Source organism: Peribacillus sp. SIMBA_075 (assembly GCF_046534585.1).
This window is the reverse complement of the sequence record NZ_JAWRYN010000002.1, coordinates 196,317-213,712: the sequence shown is the minus strand read 5'-3', so window position 1 is coordinate 213,712 and position 17,396 is coordinate 196,317. Positions and strand designations below refer to the sequence as shown.

The following is a 17,396-nucleotide window of genomic DNA, read 5'->3' as shown; positions in this document are numbered from 1 at the left end:
CATTAGAGATAAGCTATCATTTGTCAGATGCATTCTTTTTAGAATCACTTTCTATCTCCCCGAATGGAGTATAAACTTTTGCATGTCCCCTGATTTTTATCGCCGAGGTGTGCTCCGTGAATTGTGCGATCATAACCTCTCCTGAGTCAAGTTTTTCAGAGTGATGAAACTTGGTGTCGGTTCCTCTTGTTAACCCGATGACATTCACACTATCCTCAATGGCCTTGATTACGACAAAATCATTCAGAATCTTTTTTTCATTCATTTTTCCCTGCCCCCAAGTCCTTAGTCTTTAATGAATGCCAACACTTCAGCTCTAGTGCGGTGATCCTTCGCAAACGTTCCCCTTACAGCAGAAGTCACTGTTTTAGATCCGGGTTTTTTCACGCCTCGCATGGTCATGCACATATGTTCAGCCTCCACTACAACCATTACACCATGAGGCTCGAGCTTTTCCATGATCGAGTCTGCAACTGTAGAAGTGATGCGCTCTTGAAGCTGCGGACGCTTCGATACAGCCTCAACCGCCCTTGCCAATTTGCTTAAACCAGTCACTTTTCCGTTTTTCGGAATATATGCTACATGGGCTTTCCCGTAAAAAGGGACTAAATGATGTTCACATACCGAGTAAAACGGAATATCCTTTACAAGTACGAGTTCTTCATGGTCCTCCCCAAAAACAGTATCGAAATATTCCTTTGGATCCTGATTAAGTCCAGAAAAAATTTCTTCATACATTCTGGCTACCCGAGCAGGAGTATCCAGCAGCCCTTCTCTCGTAGGGTCTTCCCCTACAGCCTCAAGAAGCATTTTAACCGCTTCTTCTATTTTGGCATGATTAACATTAGCCATTTATAGTACCTCCTAAAAATTCATTAATATTATGTATTCAGAAATTCAAGGCATTACACCCTGATATCCATATTTCCTATAATTAAAGCGGCCCATTACCTCCAGCAATGACAATCCCAAGAAACGCAGCACCGCCGGAAACGGTTTTTTTACTGATTATTTCCTGATGACAAATTCACCATTTACAGCGTTTCTAAAATATTCACTGTCTTTTATATTATCACAGATAGAAATTAAGAAGCAAAAAAAGGACCGCGTTTTCACGCGGCCCTTTTCGGTTAAGCACCCGTATGTAATGGTAGAATTACTTCACTGCATCTTTCAGTGCTTTACCAGGTTTGAAAGCTGGCACTTTGCTAGCTGCAATTTCGATTTCGTCACCAGTTTGTGGGTTACGACCTTTACGAGCCGCACGTTCACGAACTTCAAAGTTACCAAAACCAATCAATTGGACTTTATCACCGTTTTTTAGCGCTTCTAAGATTGTATCAAAAACAGCATCAACAGCTTTTGTAGCGTCTTTCTTAGAAATTTCAGTTGCTGTCACAACTTCATTAATTAATTCTGTTTTGTTCATGCCATTCACCTCCTCCCAAAAGGATTCTTTATAAAAAATCATTATTACAACACTATAATAGTGATTTGATATTAGTTTCGGTTTACAAATTTTCATTCCCTGGAAATCAAGGATTACCTAGCCGAATTAATTTCCAAATAATGCATCCATAAATTTAAAAATAGGTTGAAATCGCTGTTATAACGCGTTTTCTGTATGTAGATTATCACAAATCCTATTAGCTTAGCAAGGGAATTCAAAAAATAATGGGAATCTTTTCATAAATAATTGTATATATTATAAATTTTGTCTTTCGCTATTCATCATTTCCCTTTTTTATAGAAATTAAACTTATTATATTACTGAAAATCGCTTAACCACAGGGTTTTTTCAAGATTATACTAAAAAACAATAGTTTTTTTCAACTATAAGCCTCCGCAAGTGATATTTTATTTGTGACCCTTCCGTCCATAGCATGCAAAAAGACCAATCCATTAATGGAGTTGGTCCAGCTTTTAAACGTTTTTTATAAGATGATGGCAATCAATCCCCCACTGCCCTCATTAATAATCCTCTCCAGTGTCTCTTTCAATTTATAGCGTGCATTGTCTGGCATCATTGCTAATTTCACCTGTATGCCTTCCCTTACATAGGAACTTAGGCTTCTGCCAAAAATATCAGAGTTCCATATGGAAAGTGGATTGTCTTCGAAATCCTGCATCAGATAACGGACCAATTCTTCACTTTGCTTTTCCGTTCCGATGATTGGCGAGAATTCGGATTCGACATCGACCTTGATCATGTGGATGGAAGGAGCTACAGCTTTTAGCCTGACACCGAACCTGGCTCCCTGACGGATGATTTCCGGTTCATCAAGACTCATATCGTTAAGGGAAGGGGCTGCGACACCATATCCAGTTTGTTTGACCATTCTCAATGCATCGGCCACCTGATCATATTCTGCTTTCGCATACGCAAAGTCCTGCATCAAAGATAACAGATGATCCTTGCCCCGAATCTCCACACCGACAATTTCCTTCAGAATATCATCATAAAGTTCATCTGGGGCGTATAGGTCGATTTCTGCAACACCCTGCCCCATCTCAATGCCTGCAAGCGCGGCACGGTCAATGAACTCGAATTCATTGAAATGACCGACTACACGATCTACATCCCTCAGGCGTTTAATGTCCTTAACTGTCTCTTTAACCGCTTCCTGGTAACTTTCCCTTAACCAATGATCCTCTCGCAGAACCATTACCCAACTTGGTAGATTAACATTGACTTCGAGAACAGGGAATTCGTACAGGGCCTCACGAAGTACGCTGTAAACATCCGATTCCCGCATTCCTTCGACACTCATGGCCAATACAGGGATATCATACTTTTCCTGCAAGGATTCCTTCAGTGCGACCGTATTTGGGTGGTGAGGCTGAACGGAATTGACAATCATGATAAATGGCTTGCCAACCTCCTTCAATTCTTCAACAACCCTTTCCTCGGCATCTAAATAATCACTTCGCGGGATTTCTCCTATTGATCCATCCGTCGTGACGACTACGCCTAATGTGGAATGATCCTGTATTACTTTGCGAGTACCGATCTCAGCCGCTTCATTGAACGGAATCGGCTCTTCATACCAAGGCGTATGAATCATGCGGGGACCATTTTCATCTTCATACCCTTTAGCCCCAGGTATTGTATAACCGACACAATCGACTAAACGGATGTTCACATCAAGACCTTCAGCTACCTGAATCGATGCTGCCTGATTCGGTACGAATTTTGGTTCTGTAGTCATGATCGTCTTTCCAGCAGCACTTTGAGGCAATTCATCCTGTGCCCTGGCACGGTCCGCCTCTGACGGGATATTCGGAATAACGACTAACTCCATGAATTTTTTAATAAATGTGGATTTCCCAGTCCTGACGGCACCGACAACCCCCAAATATATATCGCCACCGGTCCGCTCAGCTATATCTTTAAAAATATCTACCTTTTCCAAGGTATCCCCTCCCGAATTAGAGTTTTGGGATTTCGTTTATCCATTTGATTTTATTTAGGACACTATATATCTATGATGTTGTCCTAAAAATTTATTCCAATTATTTCCCTGGTTCAATCCCTTCCTCCACCAGAAATTTTATATAAGGGTTGTTATTTAAAATGTAGGATGAAATAAAGATAAAGAAATAACCCTTCCCCTACAATATATTTTGCAGAAGAAGGGTTATGCCTATTTTGTAAGAAATATTGGATTATTTGTTTTTTCATCAATTGTATATGGCAATGAATAGGCAGGGACGAACTCCGAACTCTGCACTAGCAAGTCCCGGATATCATCACCTGGCTTGATTTCCCCATCATGCTTCTTCAATGCCTCAAGTAAATCCGGGGTATAATCAACAAAAATATCACCTTGACCATCAACTACAAGGTATAAGTCTTTTTGTGAAAATGGACTCGTGACCGTAGGAGCTTCCTTCAGGCCCATTTTTTCATAATCAAGTGTAAAGACATTATCGGATAACCTTTCCCTAAATGGCGGATATCCGTTGCTTTGCTGATAAGCAGTCAATCTCAAGGAAACATCCTGAATCTTCTGTGCCATCCTGACATCCAACAGCTTTACAGTCGGATCTTTTTCAGCATTAACGAGGATGTATTGAAAGACGCCCCCTGATTCAAAGGCATTGTCCGGCGGTTCAGCCAGATACCTCGGTGAGATCTTAGAAAACTTTATAACATATTTTTGATAAATCGGTGTTTCTGCATCTTTTGTAACAATGGGCAGTATGCCGCCTTCATCTTTCTGAAATTGATCGACTGCACTTTGTACGGATTGTATCTGCTCTTTATAAGGCAGTTGGTTTTGCATTTTTTGCTTCTCTGGATATAAACAGCCAGATAATGATACGGCAATGCATAATAAACATAATATTTTGAAAAAATTTTTCATCATTTCTCCTCACCTATTAAGTGGTTGGCCCGCTAAGAACAACGATAAGGATGATCAAGCCGGCTAGAATCATAAGTATGTATGCGATAATTGCTGTCAAGCCTCTCCAAAAACCTTTTAATTTATAACGGCTAATGTAGATTAGAAATATAGAGATAACCATAAAGCCCATAGCTATAAAGGATATCCACATTTTTTGCAGAGCAGGTGTCATATCTTCATCACTCCTTTTTCCAGAAATTATTATAACATACCAAATTACGTTAAAGGAATTAAATCATTGTCAAAACTGTGTAATTCTCAATTTACATGACTCATTTTCGCGCAAAAAAATTTTAGGTACAGATATATAACAAAAAAATGTATAGTAATTTCCATACCTTCTCCCTCCAATCAAAAAAACAGCCCTAAGGCTGTTTTTCTGCTTACTTATATTAAGATTGAAGCGTCGGCAAAACCTCTTTAAACGCTTTTATGACTGTATCCACTTCATCCAAATGTATAGTCAATGACGGCTCGATCCTGATTGTTTTGGAGTTTATAAGCGTACCTGCCACCAAGATGCCTTTATCAAAGAGGGCTTTAGAAAATTCATAACCCACTTCGTCTTTATGGAACTCAATACCAATCATCAATCCTTGTCCGCGAATCTCCAATACCTTATCTTTGTGCTCTTTAGCCACTTCCCTTAACCCATTTAAGAAGTATTCACCAACTTCTGCAGCACGCTCCGGTAATTTTTCCTCCAAAAGCACGTCGATCGTAGCAATGGCAGCAGCACATGCTAGTGGATTTCCACCAAATGTCGTAGTGTGCATGAATGGATTGTCGAACCAGCTTTTAAACACTTTCTCATTGGCTACAACGGCCCCTGCAGGCATTACTCCGCCGCCAAATGCTTTCGCTAAACAAAGAATGTCCGGAACCACATCATAAAGCTGGGATGCAAACATTTTACCTGTACGTCCCATTCCTGTTTGAACCTCATCCAATATCAATAACGCATCATATTCGTCACATAGTGCCCGAACCTGCTTTAAATAATCTTGCGGAGGGAGGATGACCCCTCCTTCACCCTGGATAGGCTCCAACAGCACAGCGGCAACGTCTTCACCGACCAACGCACAACTTTCAAACGTTTTTCTCATCATATCCACATCACCGAAAGGTACATGACGCACACCTGGAATCAGTGGAATGAACGGTTTTCGGAACATGCCCTTTGCTGTTGCTGATAAGGAACCAAGACTTTTACCATGAAATGATTTTGTCGTTGAAATAATCGTGAATTTGTCACTGTACATTTTAGCCAACTTAAGCGCAGCCTCCACGCTCTCCGTACCGCTGTTCGTAAAGAATGAGTATTTTAAATCTCCCGGCGTGATATCGGCTAGGATCTTTGCTAGCATTGCACGCAATGGATCAAGTAAGTCCTGGCTATGAAGGGCTTGTCTTTGCAATTGATCGGTTACGGCCTTTACTACTTTAGGGTTACGATGGCCAACATTATAAATGCCAAACCCACCTAAACAATCAATATATTTTTTTCCATTAACATCCGTAAAACATGAATCTTGATCAGACCACTCTACCGCAGCGAATTGTGTGTCTTTAGTGACCGTCTTCCGATATTCCAAAAACCCTGGGTTTACATGGTTACGGAAATTCTCGACCGTTTCTTTCGTTACCCATTGGGCATCTTCTTTTGAAATTTCTTTTTGCTCAATTAATTGAAGCACCTTTTTAATATAATCCTTGGTTTCTGATTGGTTGGCTTGAGTTTTACTTTCTACGTTAATTGACATTTTATACTCTCCCTTTTTTATAAATTTATTGGATGGTTAATTAAGGATGCTTTTAATGAATCTTTAATGCTTACCTCCCTTTTTTCTTATACTTACTTATCAAGCAAGTACCGTGCCAAGATAATTAACCAATAAAATCGCCTTTTTTTTAATAAATACCACTAAACCTATGCAATTTTGCATATAATTATTTTACTTTGCATAATCTATCCTTGGAAAACCATTAAAAAAGCTTACCAAATTCCTTCATAAAAAAAGCCGTTGATAAGTGAATAACATCACTCGTCAACGGCTTTTTTTCAATATGCATTTTTTTCGATCCTCTTACTCTGTTCAGCCAAGACTTTTTGATACTTCCTGCTCACTGATGATTGACTTATCCCCAACGCTTTTGCCGCTTTCGTCGTAGTCTTATACTGTTTCATGGCCAGCATGATCAATTGCTCTTCAACATGATCCTGGGCTTCCTGCAGCGGAAGGATTCTCGTAATGATGGGTTTTGTTTGTTTAAAGTCACTGCCGACCGGAATGAACCTTTGAATGAAGCCGGCATCGATCATCTCTTCATCTGCAGAAACAACCAATCTTTCAATCATGTTCTGCAATTCACGAATGTTCCCCGGCCATGTATAGACTTCCAGTATATTCAAGGCATCAGGGGAAAAGTGGTAATTCCGCTGATACCTTTCATTCAGTTTTTGCAGAAAATGAAAGGCTAGCGGCGGTATATCCTCCGGCCTTTCCCTTAACGGGGGCACATGTATGGGAATGACATTCAATCGATAGAATAAATCTTCTCTAAACGTCCCCATCTCGACCATTTTTTCCAGTCTCTTATTCGTTGCCGCAACAATTTGAACATCGATGGAGACAGGTGTCGTACTGCCTATCGGGATCACTTCCTGTTCCTGGAGGACTCGCAGCAGCTTGACTTGCAGATGTATAGGCATGTCACCCACTTCATCAAGGAATAAAACACCGTTATTGGCCTGTTGAAAGTATCCTACTTTCCCATTTTTATCCGCTCCTGTAAATGAACCCTTCGTATAACCAAACAATTCACTTTCGAGGAGGTTTTCCGGAATCGCCCCGCAATTTATCTTCAGGAAAGGTTGCTTGGAGCGCCTGCCCATTTTATGGATGGCTTCGGCTATCACTTCTTTACCCACTCCCGACTCCCCGTTGATTAATACAGTAGATGAAAAATGAGCGATTTTCTGGACTTGGCTGATTATCTGCTCCATTTTAGGACTGGCAAAAATCAACTCTTTATAAAATTGATCTTGTTTTTTGAATGAGTCCAGTTCTTTCTTCATTTCATTTAGTTCCGATTTCAATTGTGCATTTTCCGTTATATCCCTAGATGCAATGACTATACGCTCTATATCCCCTTTTTCATTGAATACTGGAGTACCGACGGAAAGTACTTTTTTATTCATTTTCGTATCTTGGACAATCGATACTTTCTTTTTTTGTTCAAGGACTAACCGGGGGACCGAAGGATTGAAAATCCCTTCATCTTCTAATTGCAAGAGATTCTTTCCGATATAATCTTTTAAATCCTTTCCCCAGAAACCTGAGATGATGCTGTCACTATAGCGTAATAGCTCCCCTTTTTGATTGACGACCAGAATTTCATCATAGATATTCGCTAAAATGGCATTCAAGTCTTTATTCGAGCTTTTTATCAAATCTATTTCCATGGCCATTTCCTCAACCATCGGTAAATCCTGAACGATGATGATCAGGCCTTCGACTTCTTTTTCATGATTTAAAATCGGGCTATAATCGACAAGCACACTCATGACATCAGTAATCTCCAGCTGATTAAGAATACTGCTCCCGCTGGCAAACACGTTATGTATATGCTGCTTATCGAAGATGTTTGCAGCAGGTTCATTAAGGACTTGTTCTGAAGGTTTTTTTATCATTTTCAAGCCAGATTCATTGAAGTTCACGATATTTTTTTCTTTATCAGCCACAAAAATCCCCATAGGAATGGATGTTAAAATCACATTTAGCAGGTCTAAGTTTTGTTTGCTGTCCTGCTTGAATAATTCAGCTAAAACATCTTCCCTTTTTACATAACCGGTAAGCAGGCCTTCATCCGTTTTTATCAGTACGATAGGTTCACCGATAATTTGAAACAGGAGCGGCATGGAAATGTTTGGATGCAATTTACAAACATTTTCAATCGAGAAAGCATACTGTAAAAGCTGATCGACTGTTGTTACTCTTTCATTTAACGGGAGGTCATCCATGCGGATATAGGCAAATACTTGATTATCCTTCATAAGAAAGAAGAAAGGTTCCTGTATCTCATCAATTTTTTGCTCTGAAAATGTTGGTTGATCAATTGTTATAGATATGAATGGTCTAATTTTATCATCCGGAATAGATAACACAGTTTCACTCTCCTTTTGTAACCCAACCTATATTTTAACACAATTCTGAATTGCAAGATAAAAAAATAAATATGTCCAGCTTCTCATACCCAACATTTACCTTTATTCGATCCATAATAAAAGGGGTTCCTTCTACATGTTAAAACAAAGTGATTGGAACGGGTGCGTGAGACTCCTGCGGGAAAAGCCCGTCCATGGGGAGACCCCGCAGGCGCAAAGGGCCGAGGGCGGACCGTCCGTGGAAAGCGAGTGCCCTACGTTCCAATCAACGTTCTATTTTACAAACCCTCAAAAAGACTGCAGACAAACTCAATTATTATCGAGTTTATCTACAGTCTGAAGAGTTCTTTATTGAACCCTTTTGACCTAAAGATCAGTTATACATCTTTTACTTATTTTTCATTGGACAAAGGGGCGTTCACCTTTTCGTATTTAATATCCTCCACAATATCGATATTCGTCGCAATAGTCAGTAAATTAAAAGCCCGCACATAAGCCGGTACAGAAGGAAAGCTGCTGAAAAGAACGGCTGAACAACAAACAATTGACCATTGGAATGAATAAAATCCATTAGTATCGACCAACCCACCAGAAAACCGGCATATGGATTAATCGACTTTTGCGTAGGCATATGCTGAACCTGCCGATGGAATGACCTTCGCCGTCTGTCCATAACTGTTTTCCGTGAAAAGCATCACCATTAAAGCGAGTATGTAGGCTCCAGGAACCACATGTGACATTTCTGCTGCGATGCCATATGTGCTGAACACCGTTGCTAAAGCCATGAATGAAAAACCGAATAGAATAACAGGCATGAAACCTCTCCATTTTCTCATCAGACTTATAACCTCCCCCCTTCGTTACATCAATAGAGTGAATTCACTGGGCTTCTTTAAAATGAAATAGCGGAGGGGATTCCGTAAACCATTTTGTCCGGTACAGAAGATAACAAATTCCAATTAACGCCCAGACAACCCCTAGGATCAATGAACTCATATCGAGATTAAGCCACAGAATGAATACCGATGCCCCTCCAATAACCGGGGACAGAATAGTTGAAAGAAATCCTTTCATCGTTCGGAAACTTTTGTTTCTTATTGCATGGACGATTACACAAATATTCACGAAAGTAAAAGCAATTAGAGCCCCAAAGTTAATGAGGGAAGCGGCCGTAACCAAATCAAGGAATAAGGCAATCATTGATATGGTCCCGACAAAGATGACATTAAAAAATGGCGTATTATATTTGGGGTGGACAAACCCAAAAAGTTTTTTTGAGATCATTTGGTCACGCCCCATGACATATAACAACCTAGAAACACTAGCATGGGATGCAAGACCGGAGGCAAGGGTACCGGATAAAGTTCCAGCGAGAAAGAAAGCTTGAAATAACTTCCCGCCCACAAAAAGGGCAATTTCCGGGGAAGCCGCCTCAGGATCGCCAAAACGGGAAACATCAGGGAAAAATAACTGTGTAAAGAATGCAGCCGTCACAAATAAAACCCCACCGATCAGGGCAGTCAAAAAGATGGCCCGGGGAATCGTTTTAGATGGATTTGGTGTTTCTTCCGATAATGTAGTGACAGCGTCAAACCCCAGAAACGAAAAACAAAGGATTGTAGCGCCTGTAATGAGTGTCGACATTTCCATATGAGGCCCGATGAATGGCTGAACTGAAAAAACGTCACCTGTTCCTTCTCCACCCATGACCCCTTTGACCACAAGAGCCACAAAAATAATGATGACCAACATTTGAAAGAAAACTAGAAAGCTATTAAAGTTGGCAGCAAAATTAACATTGAATAAGTTAATCCCTGTCATTAAAAGAACAAATGCCACTACCCATATCCACGGGTATACTTCAGGAAAAAGAGCTGTTAGGTATATTTTTGTTAAAATGGCGTTCACCATCGGTAAAAATAAATAATCAAGCATCGATGACCACCCGACAAGGAAGCCTAAATGTGGATTTATCGTTTTTTGAGTATAAGTATAGGATGAACCTGCCTGCGGATAAATTTTCACCATTTTTCCATAGCTAGCTGCAGTAAACAACATCGCCATAAGAGCAATGACATAAGCTGTTGGCACATGCCCCCCCGTTTCTTCTGAAACTATCCCGAAAGTATCAAAAACAACCATCGGCGTCATATAACCAACACCAAGCAATACGATATGCCATAAGTTTAAAGACCTTTTCAGTTGACCTGTTTGCATGTATCCTTCCCCTTCCTTGTTTAACCAGAAAAGTTATCCAACTTTCCCGGCCTCCTTTATAATTTTTTTGTTATAATACACTTCGCAATTTTCATACCAAAAAAAAAGTCGATTTTTAACAAAAAACAAGGAAATAAGTAGAATATTTCATGCAAATTTGAATAACTCATGCAATTATTCATAATCCCTAAAGTTAGCTAAAAGAGAATCAATGATTTTTACCCATAAAAAAAAGCAGAAGATATAAAGATACCTTCTGCTCATTTGACTAAATCCCCCGTGCCGAGGTCAAATTACTAGTTTACTTTCGTTGCATTGTATGCTGATACACGGCAAGGCGCATCATCGAATGCCTAATTTAATGAAATTCTTTTATTAAAATCAACAAACGCGAGGTTAATCCTGCTGTCTGCTATCCAATATGTTAAAAAGTTCTTCCATTTCATTCGTTTTTGAACGATTCATTAAAAGGTCAACTGCCTTTTTCACTTCTTCCCCATTGAATAAAACATCGTACAAGGCTTCTGTGATCGGCATGTTCACTTCGTATTTTTTAGCTAGTTGATGGGCGGCTTTAGTGGTTCTGACACCTTCAACGACCATACCCATGTTTTCCAAAACTTCTTCAAGCTTTTGCCCTTTACCAAGCATATTCCCAGCTCTCCAATTACGGGAATGGACGCTTGTACAAGTGACGATCAAGTCGCCAATCCCAGCTAAACCTGAAAACGTTAGTGGGTTGGCCCCCATGGCCACCCCCAGGCGGGATATTTCAGCCAATCCCCGTGTCATTAATGCAGCCTTGGCATTATCACCATAGCCTAAACCATCCGTAAGGCCGGCACCCAAAGCAATGATGTTCTTCAATGCCCCACCGATTTCAACACCAATCAAGTCGGGATTTGTATACACACGGAAATTATTATTGATAAAGATGTCCTGAACCCTTTCGGCTGCCTTCATATTCTTTGAAGAAACGGCAACTGTTGTCGGGTGACGCAGACTGACTTCTTCTGCATGACTCGGTCCTGAAAGAACCACTATATCTTTAAGCCAATCCGCCGAAGAGACTTCTTCAATCATTTCCGATATACGAAGCAGTGAATCAGGTTCAATTCCTTTACTCACATGAACGATCGTCAATGGTTTATCATGAGCCTCTTTAATCTGACCAAGCACTTCCCTGTAGGCTTTGGTCGGCACCGCCAAAATAATTATTTCAATCCCGGCCAACGCTTCTTTAATGGACGAATATCCTTTAATCCCCAAAGGCAATTCAATCCCAGGCAAGTATTTTTCATTCGTATGATTTTGATTCATTTCATCAATTTGTTTCTGATTATGTCCCCATAATCTCACTTCATGCTGGTTATCAGCTATTACCATCGCTAAAGCAGTTCCCCAGCTCCCTGCACCAATCACAGCGATACTTTCTTTTGCTTTCACCATTGTATAACCACCTTTACTATTTCCTTTGGCGTCCAAAAATTCGTATCGGTGTTCCTTCAAAACCAAAGGCATCCCTAATTCGATTTTCTAAAAATCTCTCATATGAGAAATGCAATAACTCCGGATCGTTAACGAATACAACGAAAGTAGGCGGCTTAATCGCAACCTGAGTCGTATAATAGATTTTCAAACGGTTGCCATTATGAGTCGGTGTCGGATTCATCGCCACGGCATCCATGACCACTTCATTCAATACATTTGTCTGAACACGGATAGCATGATTCTCACTAGCCTGATCGATGACTGGTATTAAGGTATGTGTCCTTTTTCTAGTTAAGGCAGAAAGATAGATGATTGGCGCATAATCCAAGAATAGGAAATGGGCACGGATCTTTTCTTCAAAATCCTTCATCGTTTTTTCATCTTTCTCGATGGCATCCCACTTATTGACGACGATGATGACCGCTCTACCCGCTTCATGGGCATATCCGGCAATTTTTTTATCCTGCTCACGAATACCTTCTTCAGCGTTCAGGACCACAAGAACAACGTCTGAACGTTCAATTGCCCTTAATGCACGAAGAACGCTATATTTCTCCGTACTTTCATACACTTTCCCTTTTTTCCGCATCCCAGCAGTATCAATAATGACATATTCTTTGCCATTATATTTATAAGGGGAGTCAATCGCGTCGCGAGTCGTTCCTTCAATTTCACTTACAATGACACGATCTTCACCTAACAATGCATTGACCAGTGAAGATTTACCTACATTCGGTCGTCCAATCAAACTGAATTTAATGACATCATCAGCATAATCCTGGCCGCTGAATTTAGGGAAGTGTTTGGCCGCTTCATCCAGTAGGTCACCAAGACCGAGTCCATGAGACCCGGAGATCGGAAATGGATCGCCAAAACCTAACGCATAGAAATCATAGATTTGATCTCTCATTTCTGGGTTATCAACTTTATTTACCGCAAGGACAACTGGCTTTCTCGATTTAAAGAGAATCTTAGCGACCTCTTCATCTGCAGACGTTACCCCTTCACGACCATTCGTCATAAAAATTATCACATCGGCTTCATCGATGGCAATTTCAGCCTGCTGGCGAATTTGTTCTAGGAACGGCTCGTCACCGATATCAATTCCACCCGTATCAATAATGTTAAAATCATGTGTCAACCATTCACCTGAACTATAAATCCTGTCACGTGTTACTCCAGGAACGTCTTCGACAATCGAAACCCGTTCTCCCACTATTCTATTAAAGATTGTCGATTTTCCCACGTTCGGACGACCGACTATCGCAATTACCGGTTTTGGCATTGCTATTCACCCTTTCTGCTACTATATCTCTGTCAAAGTCACGAAATTCATGAATGCATTTATTAAGGTTGCTTTTTGCATTATTGATTTTCATTATTTCCTTTTAAAGGAAAAGGCTGTATCCATCATCATATAAAGGAAAATTTCATCAGTAAGAGAATTCCCTACTGATGTTCAGTTAAACGTATCAAGTATTTACAGGCAGTTTGTCCACTTTACTCCCCAGTTCCTCAGGTGACGTGAAGCTGAACCCTCAGCATGCTAAAACGTGATTATAAACAGCCCAAAAAAATGAAGAAGCTTTCGGCACACTGCTTCCTTTTAATTTTTTAGAGCATTTTACGATTTATCTACAGAACTCTAACTATCCTATAGTAACAAATTTCTCGCCAATCAACAATGATTGTATGCATAAAAGCCTTCCATTTCCAATTGATTCCATTTAAACCTGCAGCATTTTGGATAAAAACGGATAACACCCCAAATCTTTTTTCCTTAATCTTTCCCAATACTCCTCATTGATTAAAATTCTCTTTTCTTTGTTTTGATAACAATCTCGATTGGGATGATGAATAAATGTATTGGCCAACAAGCTCCAACATTCTCCACAGTATGTTCGTGCCCAATATCAGCACTGCATTATCGTGCCATGCGTATGCAAGGGCCACATAAGACAAAGAGTGATAAACAAGCAATCCAGAATATATGATATCACCCATTATCAAACCGATTAAAAGGACGAACAATCGATGTTTCCAATTTTTAAAAAGTAATAGGATAAGATAATTCAGGAAAATACACAAAAGATAAGAGGGTTTCATGATGAGCCATATCGGATCAAGTAAAGAAAAAAGTTGAAAACTGGCATAGGCGAGAGTGATAATAAGACTTCCGCAGATCAGTTCCATCACCTTGATGATTGATTGTTTCCTAATATACACACATAGTATAAAGAAAAGATATGGACCGCTCAAATGCATGGAAAATAAGGAAACCTCCAGTTTATACCCCGTTAATACCATTACGGCTAATAGATGAAAAAGAAAATCAAAACGAAATGGAACCGTTTTTGGAATAAAATACATGACAATGACCCAAACTATCCATGACATCCAATAAAACAAAATTCCATCCATGCATGCATCCCCCTTTTAGGAACATTATGGCTTGTTTATTCAAAGAATAAACGTAAAGGCGGGGATTTAAATGAGGAACTGCAATATTCATCCATAAAACCGTCCCCCTATCATTTTAAAAAGGAGGTGTAAACATGGGCAAAGATCGACAAGAAAAGAAATTGAAAGAAAGTAAACGGGTGGAGTCCGATAGGGACCAATCCTTGGGTCATAAAGGGGCAACAAGAATGGAAAGTCCCGAAGAGGCACGAAAAAGGAATAGCTAAGTTATCCCGAACAAAAAGAAGCATCTCAATCGTTTCAATTGAGATGCTTCTTTTTGTGGAATTCATTTAGCATATGCCGAACAATTTATGCCTCTTTGAGATAACCAATGATAGGTGTTGCCTTTGATGACTATTTTCGCGTTCCTTAATTCTGAGATATTACCGCACCCTAGTGCAGTCATGATGATCTTTAAATCTTCATGTATGTAGTTTATTTCTTTAATCAATTGTACCAGGCCAAACTCTTTATGCAGCTTGAGGAAATGTCCGGCTAACCCGACACCTTTCGCTCCTAAGGCCAGGCTTTTTGTAATTTCCAAAGGGCTTTGAATGCCCCCCGATCCAATAACTGAAAGCTGAGGTGAAACATTAACGGCTTCGACTATCGAAGCAGCTGTCGGTATGCCCCATTCATTAAAATATCCGAGTATTTTCGCTCGTCTTTCATTTTCGATTTTAGCAAAATTCGTTCCGCCAAACCCGCCTACATCAATGATCGATACACCAACGGAATGTAATTGCTGCACCGTTTCCTTACTCATCCCAAATCCAACCTCTTTTACGATGACAGGAATTCCGATACTTCTGTTGATTTTCTCTATTCTCGAAAGGGTACCCGCAAAATTCCTATCTCCTTCAGGCATCGTCAATTCCTGAATGACGTTAAGATGAATCTGCAGGGCATTTGCCCCGATCATTTCGCTGGCTCGCTTTGCCTGTTCGACTGTTGCTTCACCGCCAAGATTACCAATCAGCACCCCATCAGGATTTTCCTGTCTTACCACTTTAAAGGAGTCTTGCTGACTAGAATCCTTGATGGCTGCCATTTGTGATCCAACCGCCATAGCGATTCCTGTTTCCCGGGCAGCAACGGCCAGGTCACCATTCAATTTTTCAGTTTCAGGGCCTCCGCCACCGGTCATGGCATTTATAAAAATTGGCGAACTTAATTCAAGTCCGCCAACTTCCGCTGATAGGTTCACATTATCCAAGGAAATTCCTGGTAAGCTTTGGTGAATAAACGAAATATCCTCTAGCCCGGTTTTATGCTGCTGACCTGTTTTTAACGCAAATTCTATATGATCTAATTTTCGTTGTTCTCTCTGCAAGGCCCTCACCATTATTATCTTATTTTAGTTTTTTCAATTGATCACCAATCATTTCACCTAGCTGAAAGCCCTTCGATTCTTCAGGAAGCTCATAATCCGATGTGTTGTATTTGGATTGAGGTTCTTCAAGTTCTTTAATGCTCAATGATAGACGTTGATCCGTTTCATTGACATCCAGGACCTTCACTTCGACAGACTGGCCTTCTTTAAGAATTTCTTGTGGTGTTGCAATATGCTTGTGCGAGATCTGTGAAATATGGACAAGACCTTCTACCCCTGGGAAAATCTCAACGAATGCACCAAAAGAAACAAGGCGTTTAACGATACCATCTTGTGTAGAGCCCTTTGCCGCTTTTTCTGCAATTCCTGACCATGGTCCCGGAAGAGTATCCTTTATGGAAAGTGAAATCCTTTCATTATCTCGATCAATGGATAGAACTTTCACCTGTACATTATCCCCTTCGGAAACCACATCGGATGCCTTTTCGACATGCTGATGGGATAGCTGGGAAATGTGGACAAGACCATCTACGCCGCCAATATCCACGAATGCACCAAAATCGGTAATCCTTTGGACCACACCTTCAAGCACCTGCCCGCTTTCGATCTTATCCAAAACGTTTGCTTTTTGTTTTTCCTTTTGGTCTTGGACGACTGCCCGATGTGAGAGGATTAAGCGATTCTTGTCTTTCTCAAGCTCAACGATCTTGAATGTTAAGGTTTTGTTTTTGTAATCAGAAAAGTCTTCAACGAAATAGTCTTCTACTAGAGAAGCTGGAACAAAACCACGTACGCCTAGATCTACAACAAGCCCGCCTTTGACGACATCTTTAACTTCAGCCTCAAATACGTCCCCGTTTTCAAATTTCAATTCCAGGTCATCCCATGCTTTCAGAGCGTCAATCTTACGTTTAGATAGAATGAGAGCTTCTTCTTCTACTTTAATGATTTCCAGCTCCAATACATCACCTACCGAAACGGCATCTGACGCCTTTTCGACATGAAGGCTCGATAACTCACTGATAGGAATGATTCCATCTGTCTTGCTGTTTTCACAATCGACAATGACCTGTTTTTCTTCTACCTTTGAAACGGTACCTTTAACTTGATCCCCAACTTTGTAATTGTTCACTTCTACCTGGTTCATATCTTCTGTCATTACTAACTCCTCCTTAACCCATGACTGATCAGCAAACTTCCTCTTCATCGGCCACATATTTTATTTAAAGTGGTTCAATAAAAACACTTTCCTAATAAAGATAAAAACAGTTTTTTTTAGAGTAATAAGGTTATATTCCTTTTCATCCCCAATAAG

Annotated in this window: 16 protein-coding genes; 1 reads left to right on the top strand and 15 read right to left on the bottom strand. The window is 40.3% G+C overall.

Annotated features, from left to right (window positions below; all coding sequences use genetic code 11):
- Positions 1 to 16 precede the first annotated feature (16 nt).
- From mtrB to SB775_RS02735, 13 genes are all read right to left on the bottom strand, one after another.
- On the bottom strand, positions 17 to 265 hold the full coding sequence (mtrB, locus tag SB775_RS02795) for a trp RNA-binding attenuation protein MtrB (protein ID WP_061463879.1): 249 nt from the start codon (positions 263 to 265) through the stop codon (positions 17 to 19).
- A gap of 20 nt (positions 266 to 285) precedes the next feature.
- Positions 286 to 852, bottom strand: coding sequence for a GTP cyclohydrolase I FolE (folE, locus tag SB775_RS02790; protein ID WP_410860447.1), 567 nt, complete (start codon positions 850 to 852; stop codon positions 286 to 288).
- A gap of 304 nt (positions 853 to 1,156) precedes the next feature.
- Positions 1,157 to 1,429, bottom strand: a complete 273-nt coding sequence (locus SB775_RS02785) for an HU family DNA-binding protein (RefSeq protein WP_034308023.1) — start codon at positions 1,427 to 1,429, stop codon at positions 1,157 to 1,159.
- A 505-nt stretch (positions 1,430 to 1,934) separates the two neighbouring features.
- Positions 1,935 to 3,413 (bottom strand): stage IV sporulation protein A, encoded by a 1,479-nt coding sequence (gene spoIVA, locus SB775_RS02780; protein ID WP_061463881.1) that lies wholly within the window; start codon positions 3,411 to 3,413, stop codon positions 1,935 to 1,937.
- 231 nt (positions 3,414 to 3,644) lie between these two features.
- Complete coding sequence (locus tag SB775_RS02775) at positions 3,645 to 4,370, bottom strand: hypothetical protein (protein ID WP_375166216.1); 726 nt, start codon at positions 4,368 to 4,370, stop codon at positions 3,645 to 3,647.
- A 13-nt stretch (positions 4,371 to 4,383) separates the two neighbouring features.
- A complete protein-coding gene (locus SB775_RS02770) occupies positions 4,384 to 4,581 on the bottom strand; it encodes a DUF2768 domain-containing protein (protein ID WP_061463882.1) in 198 nt (65 codons plus the stop codon).
- A 220-nt stretch (positions 4,582 to 4,801) separates the two neighbouring features.
- Positions 4,802 to 6,172, bottom strand: coding sequence for a putrescine aminotransferase (locus tag SB775_RS02765; protein WP_410860445.1), 1,371 nt, complete (start codon positions 6,170 to 6,172; stop codon positions 4,802 to 4,804).
- 299 nt (positions 6,173 to 6,471) lie between these two features.
- Positions 6,472 to 8,577, bottom strand: coding sequence for a sigma 54-interacting transcriptional regulator (locus SB775_RS02760; RefSeq protein WP_410860444.1), 2,106 nt, complete (start codon positions 8,575 to 8,577; stop codon positions 6,472 to 6,474).
- Positions 8,578 to 9,185: 608 nt separating this feature from the next.
- On the bottom strand, positions 9,186 to 9,413 hold the full coding sequence (locus tag SB775_RS02755) for a hypothetical protein (protein ID WP_410860443.1): 228 nt from the start codon (positions 9,411 to 9,413) through the stop codon (positions 9,186 to 9,188).
- Positions 9,414 to 9,456: 43 nt separating this feature from the next.
- The gene (locus SB775_RS02750; RefSeq protein ID WP_089364786.1) at positions 9,457 to 10,794 is read right to left on the bottom strand and encodes an APC family permease; all 1,338 of its coding nucleotides are present in this window, start codon (positions 10,792 to 10,794) and stop codon (positions 9,457 to 9,459) included.
- A 396-nt stretch (positions 10,795 to 11,190) separates the two neighbouring features.
- A complete protein-coding gene (locus SB775_RS02745) occupies positions 11,191 to 12,243 on the bottom strand; it encodes an NAD(P)H-dependent glycerol-3-phosphate dehydrogenase (protein WP_410860442.1) in 1,053 nt (350 codons plus the stop codon).
- Positions 12,244 to 12,259: 16 nt separating this feature from the next.
- Positions 12,260 to 13,570 carry a ribosome biogenesis GTPase Der gene (gene der, locus SB775_RS02740; RefSeq protein ID WP_089364788.1) on the bottom strand — a complete coding sequence of 437 codons (1,311 nt, stop codon included), beginning with the start codon at positions 13,568 to 13,570 and terminating at the stop codon, positions 12,260 to 12,262.
- 515 nt (positions 13,571 to 14,085) lie between these two features.
- On the bottom strand, positions 14,086 to 14,706 hold the full coding sequence (locus tag SB775_RS02735; protein ID WP_089364789.1) for a YphA family membrane protein: 621 nt from the start codon (positions 14,704 to 14,706) through the stop codon (positions 14,086 to 14,088).
- Between the two features lie 134 nt (positions 14,707 to 14,840).
- On the opposite strand from SB775_RS02735, the gene SB775_RS02730 reads away from it, so the two are divergent.
- Positions 14,841 to 14,972, top strand: a complete 132-nt coding sequence (locus tag SB775_RS02730; protein ID WP_081108853.1) for a YpzI family protein — start codon at positions 14,841 to 14,843, stop codon at positions 14,970 to 14,972.
- A gap of 62 nt (positions 14,973 to 15,034) precedes the next feature.
- Here the strand turns inward: SB775_RS02730 and fni are convergent, their stop codons facing one another.
- Positions 15,035 to 16,081: a type 2 isopentenyl-diphosphate Delta-isomerase gene (gene fni, locus SB775_RS02725; RefSeq protein WP_410860441.1), complete on the bottom strand. Its 1,047-nt coding sequence runs from the start codon at positions 16,079 to 16,081 to the stop codon at positions 15,035 to 15,037.
- A 19-nt stretch (positions 16,082 to 16,100) separates the two neighbouring features.
- A complete protein-coding gene (gene rpsA, locus SB775_RS02720; protein ID WP_061463893.1) occupies positions 16,101 to 17,240 on the bottom strand; it encodes a 30S ribosomal protein S1 in 1,140 nt (379 codons plus the stop codon).
- Positions 17,241 to 17,396: the final 156 nt, after the last annotated feature.

What these genes read in the sequence shown, in the direction of transcription:
- mtrB (WP_061463879.1), bottom strand. Translation starts at nt 265, where the DNA reads ATGAATGAAAAAAAGATTCTGAATGATTTTGTCGTAATCAAGGCCATT.
- folE (WP_410860447.1), bottom strand. Translation starts at nt 852, where the DNA reads ATGGCTAATGTTAATCATGCCAAAATAGAAGAAGCGGTTAAAATGCTT.
- SB775_RS02785 (WP_034308023.1), bottom strand. Translation starts at nt 1,429, where the DNA reads ATGAACAAAACAGAATTAATTAATGAAGTTGTGACAGCAACTGAAATT.
- SB775_RS02775 (WP_375166216.1), bottom strand. Translation starts at nt 4,370, where the DNA reads ATGATGAAAAATTTTTTCAAAATATTATGTTTATTATGCATTGCCGTA.
- SB775_RS02770 (WP_061463882.1), bottom strand. Translation starts at nt 4,581, where the DNA reads ATGACACCTGCTCTGCAAAAAATGTGGATATCCTTTATAGCTATGGGC.
- SB775_RS02765 (WP_410860445.1), bottom strand. Translation starts at nt 6,172, where the DNA reads ATGTCAATTAACGTAGAAAGTAAAACTCAAGCCAACCAATCAGAAACC.
- SB775_RS02755 (WP_410860443.1), bottom strand. Translation starts at nt 9,413, where the DNA reads ATGAGAAAATGGAGAGGTTTCATGCCTGTTATTCTATTCGGTTTTTCA.
- SB775_RS02750 (WP_089364786.1), bottom strand. Translation starts at nt 10,794, where the DNA reads ATGCAAACAGGTCAACTGAAAAGGTCTTTAAACTTATGGCATATCGTA.
- SB775_RS02745 (WP_410860442.1), bottom strand. Translation starts at nt 12,243, where the DNA reads ATGGTGAAAGCAAAAGAAAGTATCGCTGTGATTGGTGCAGGGAGCTGG.
- der (WP_089364788.1), bottom strand. Translation starts at nt 13,570, where the DNA reads ATGCCAAAACCGGTAATTGCGATAGTCGGTCGTCCGAACGTGGGAAAA.
- SB775_RS02735 (WP_089364789.1), bottom strand. Translation starts at nt 14,706, where the DNA reads ATGGATGGAATTTTGTTTTATTGGATGTCATGGATAGTTTGGGTCATT.
- SB775_RS02730 (WP_081108853.1), top strand. Translation starts at nt 14,841, where the DNA reads ATGGGCAAAGATCGACAAGAAAAGAAATTGAAAGAAAGTAAACGGGTG.
- rpsA (WP_061463893.1), bottom strand. Translation starts at nt 17,240, where the DNA reads ATGACAGAAGATATGAACCAGGTAGAAGTGAACAATTACAAAGTTGGG.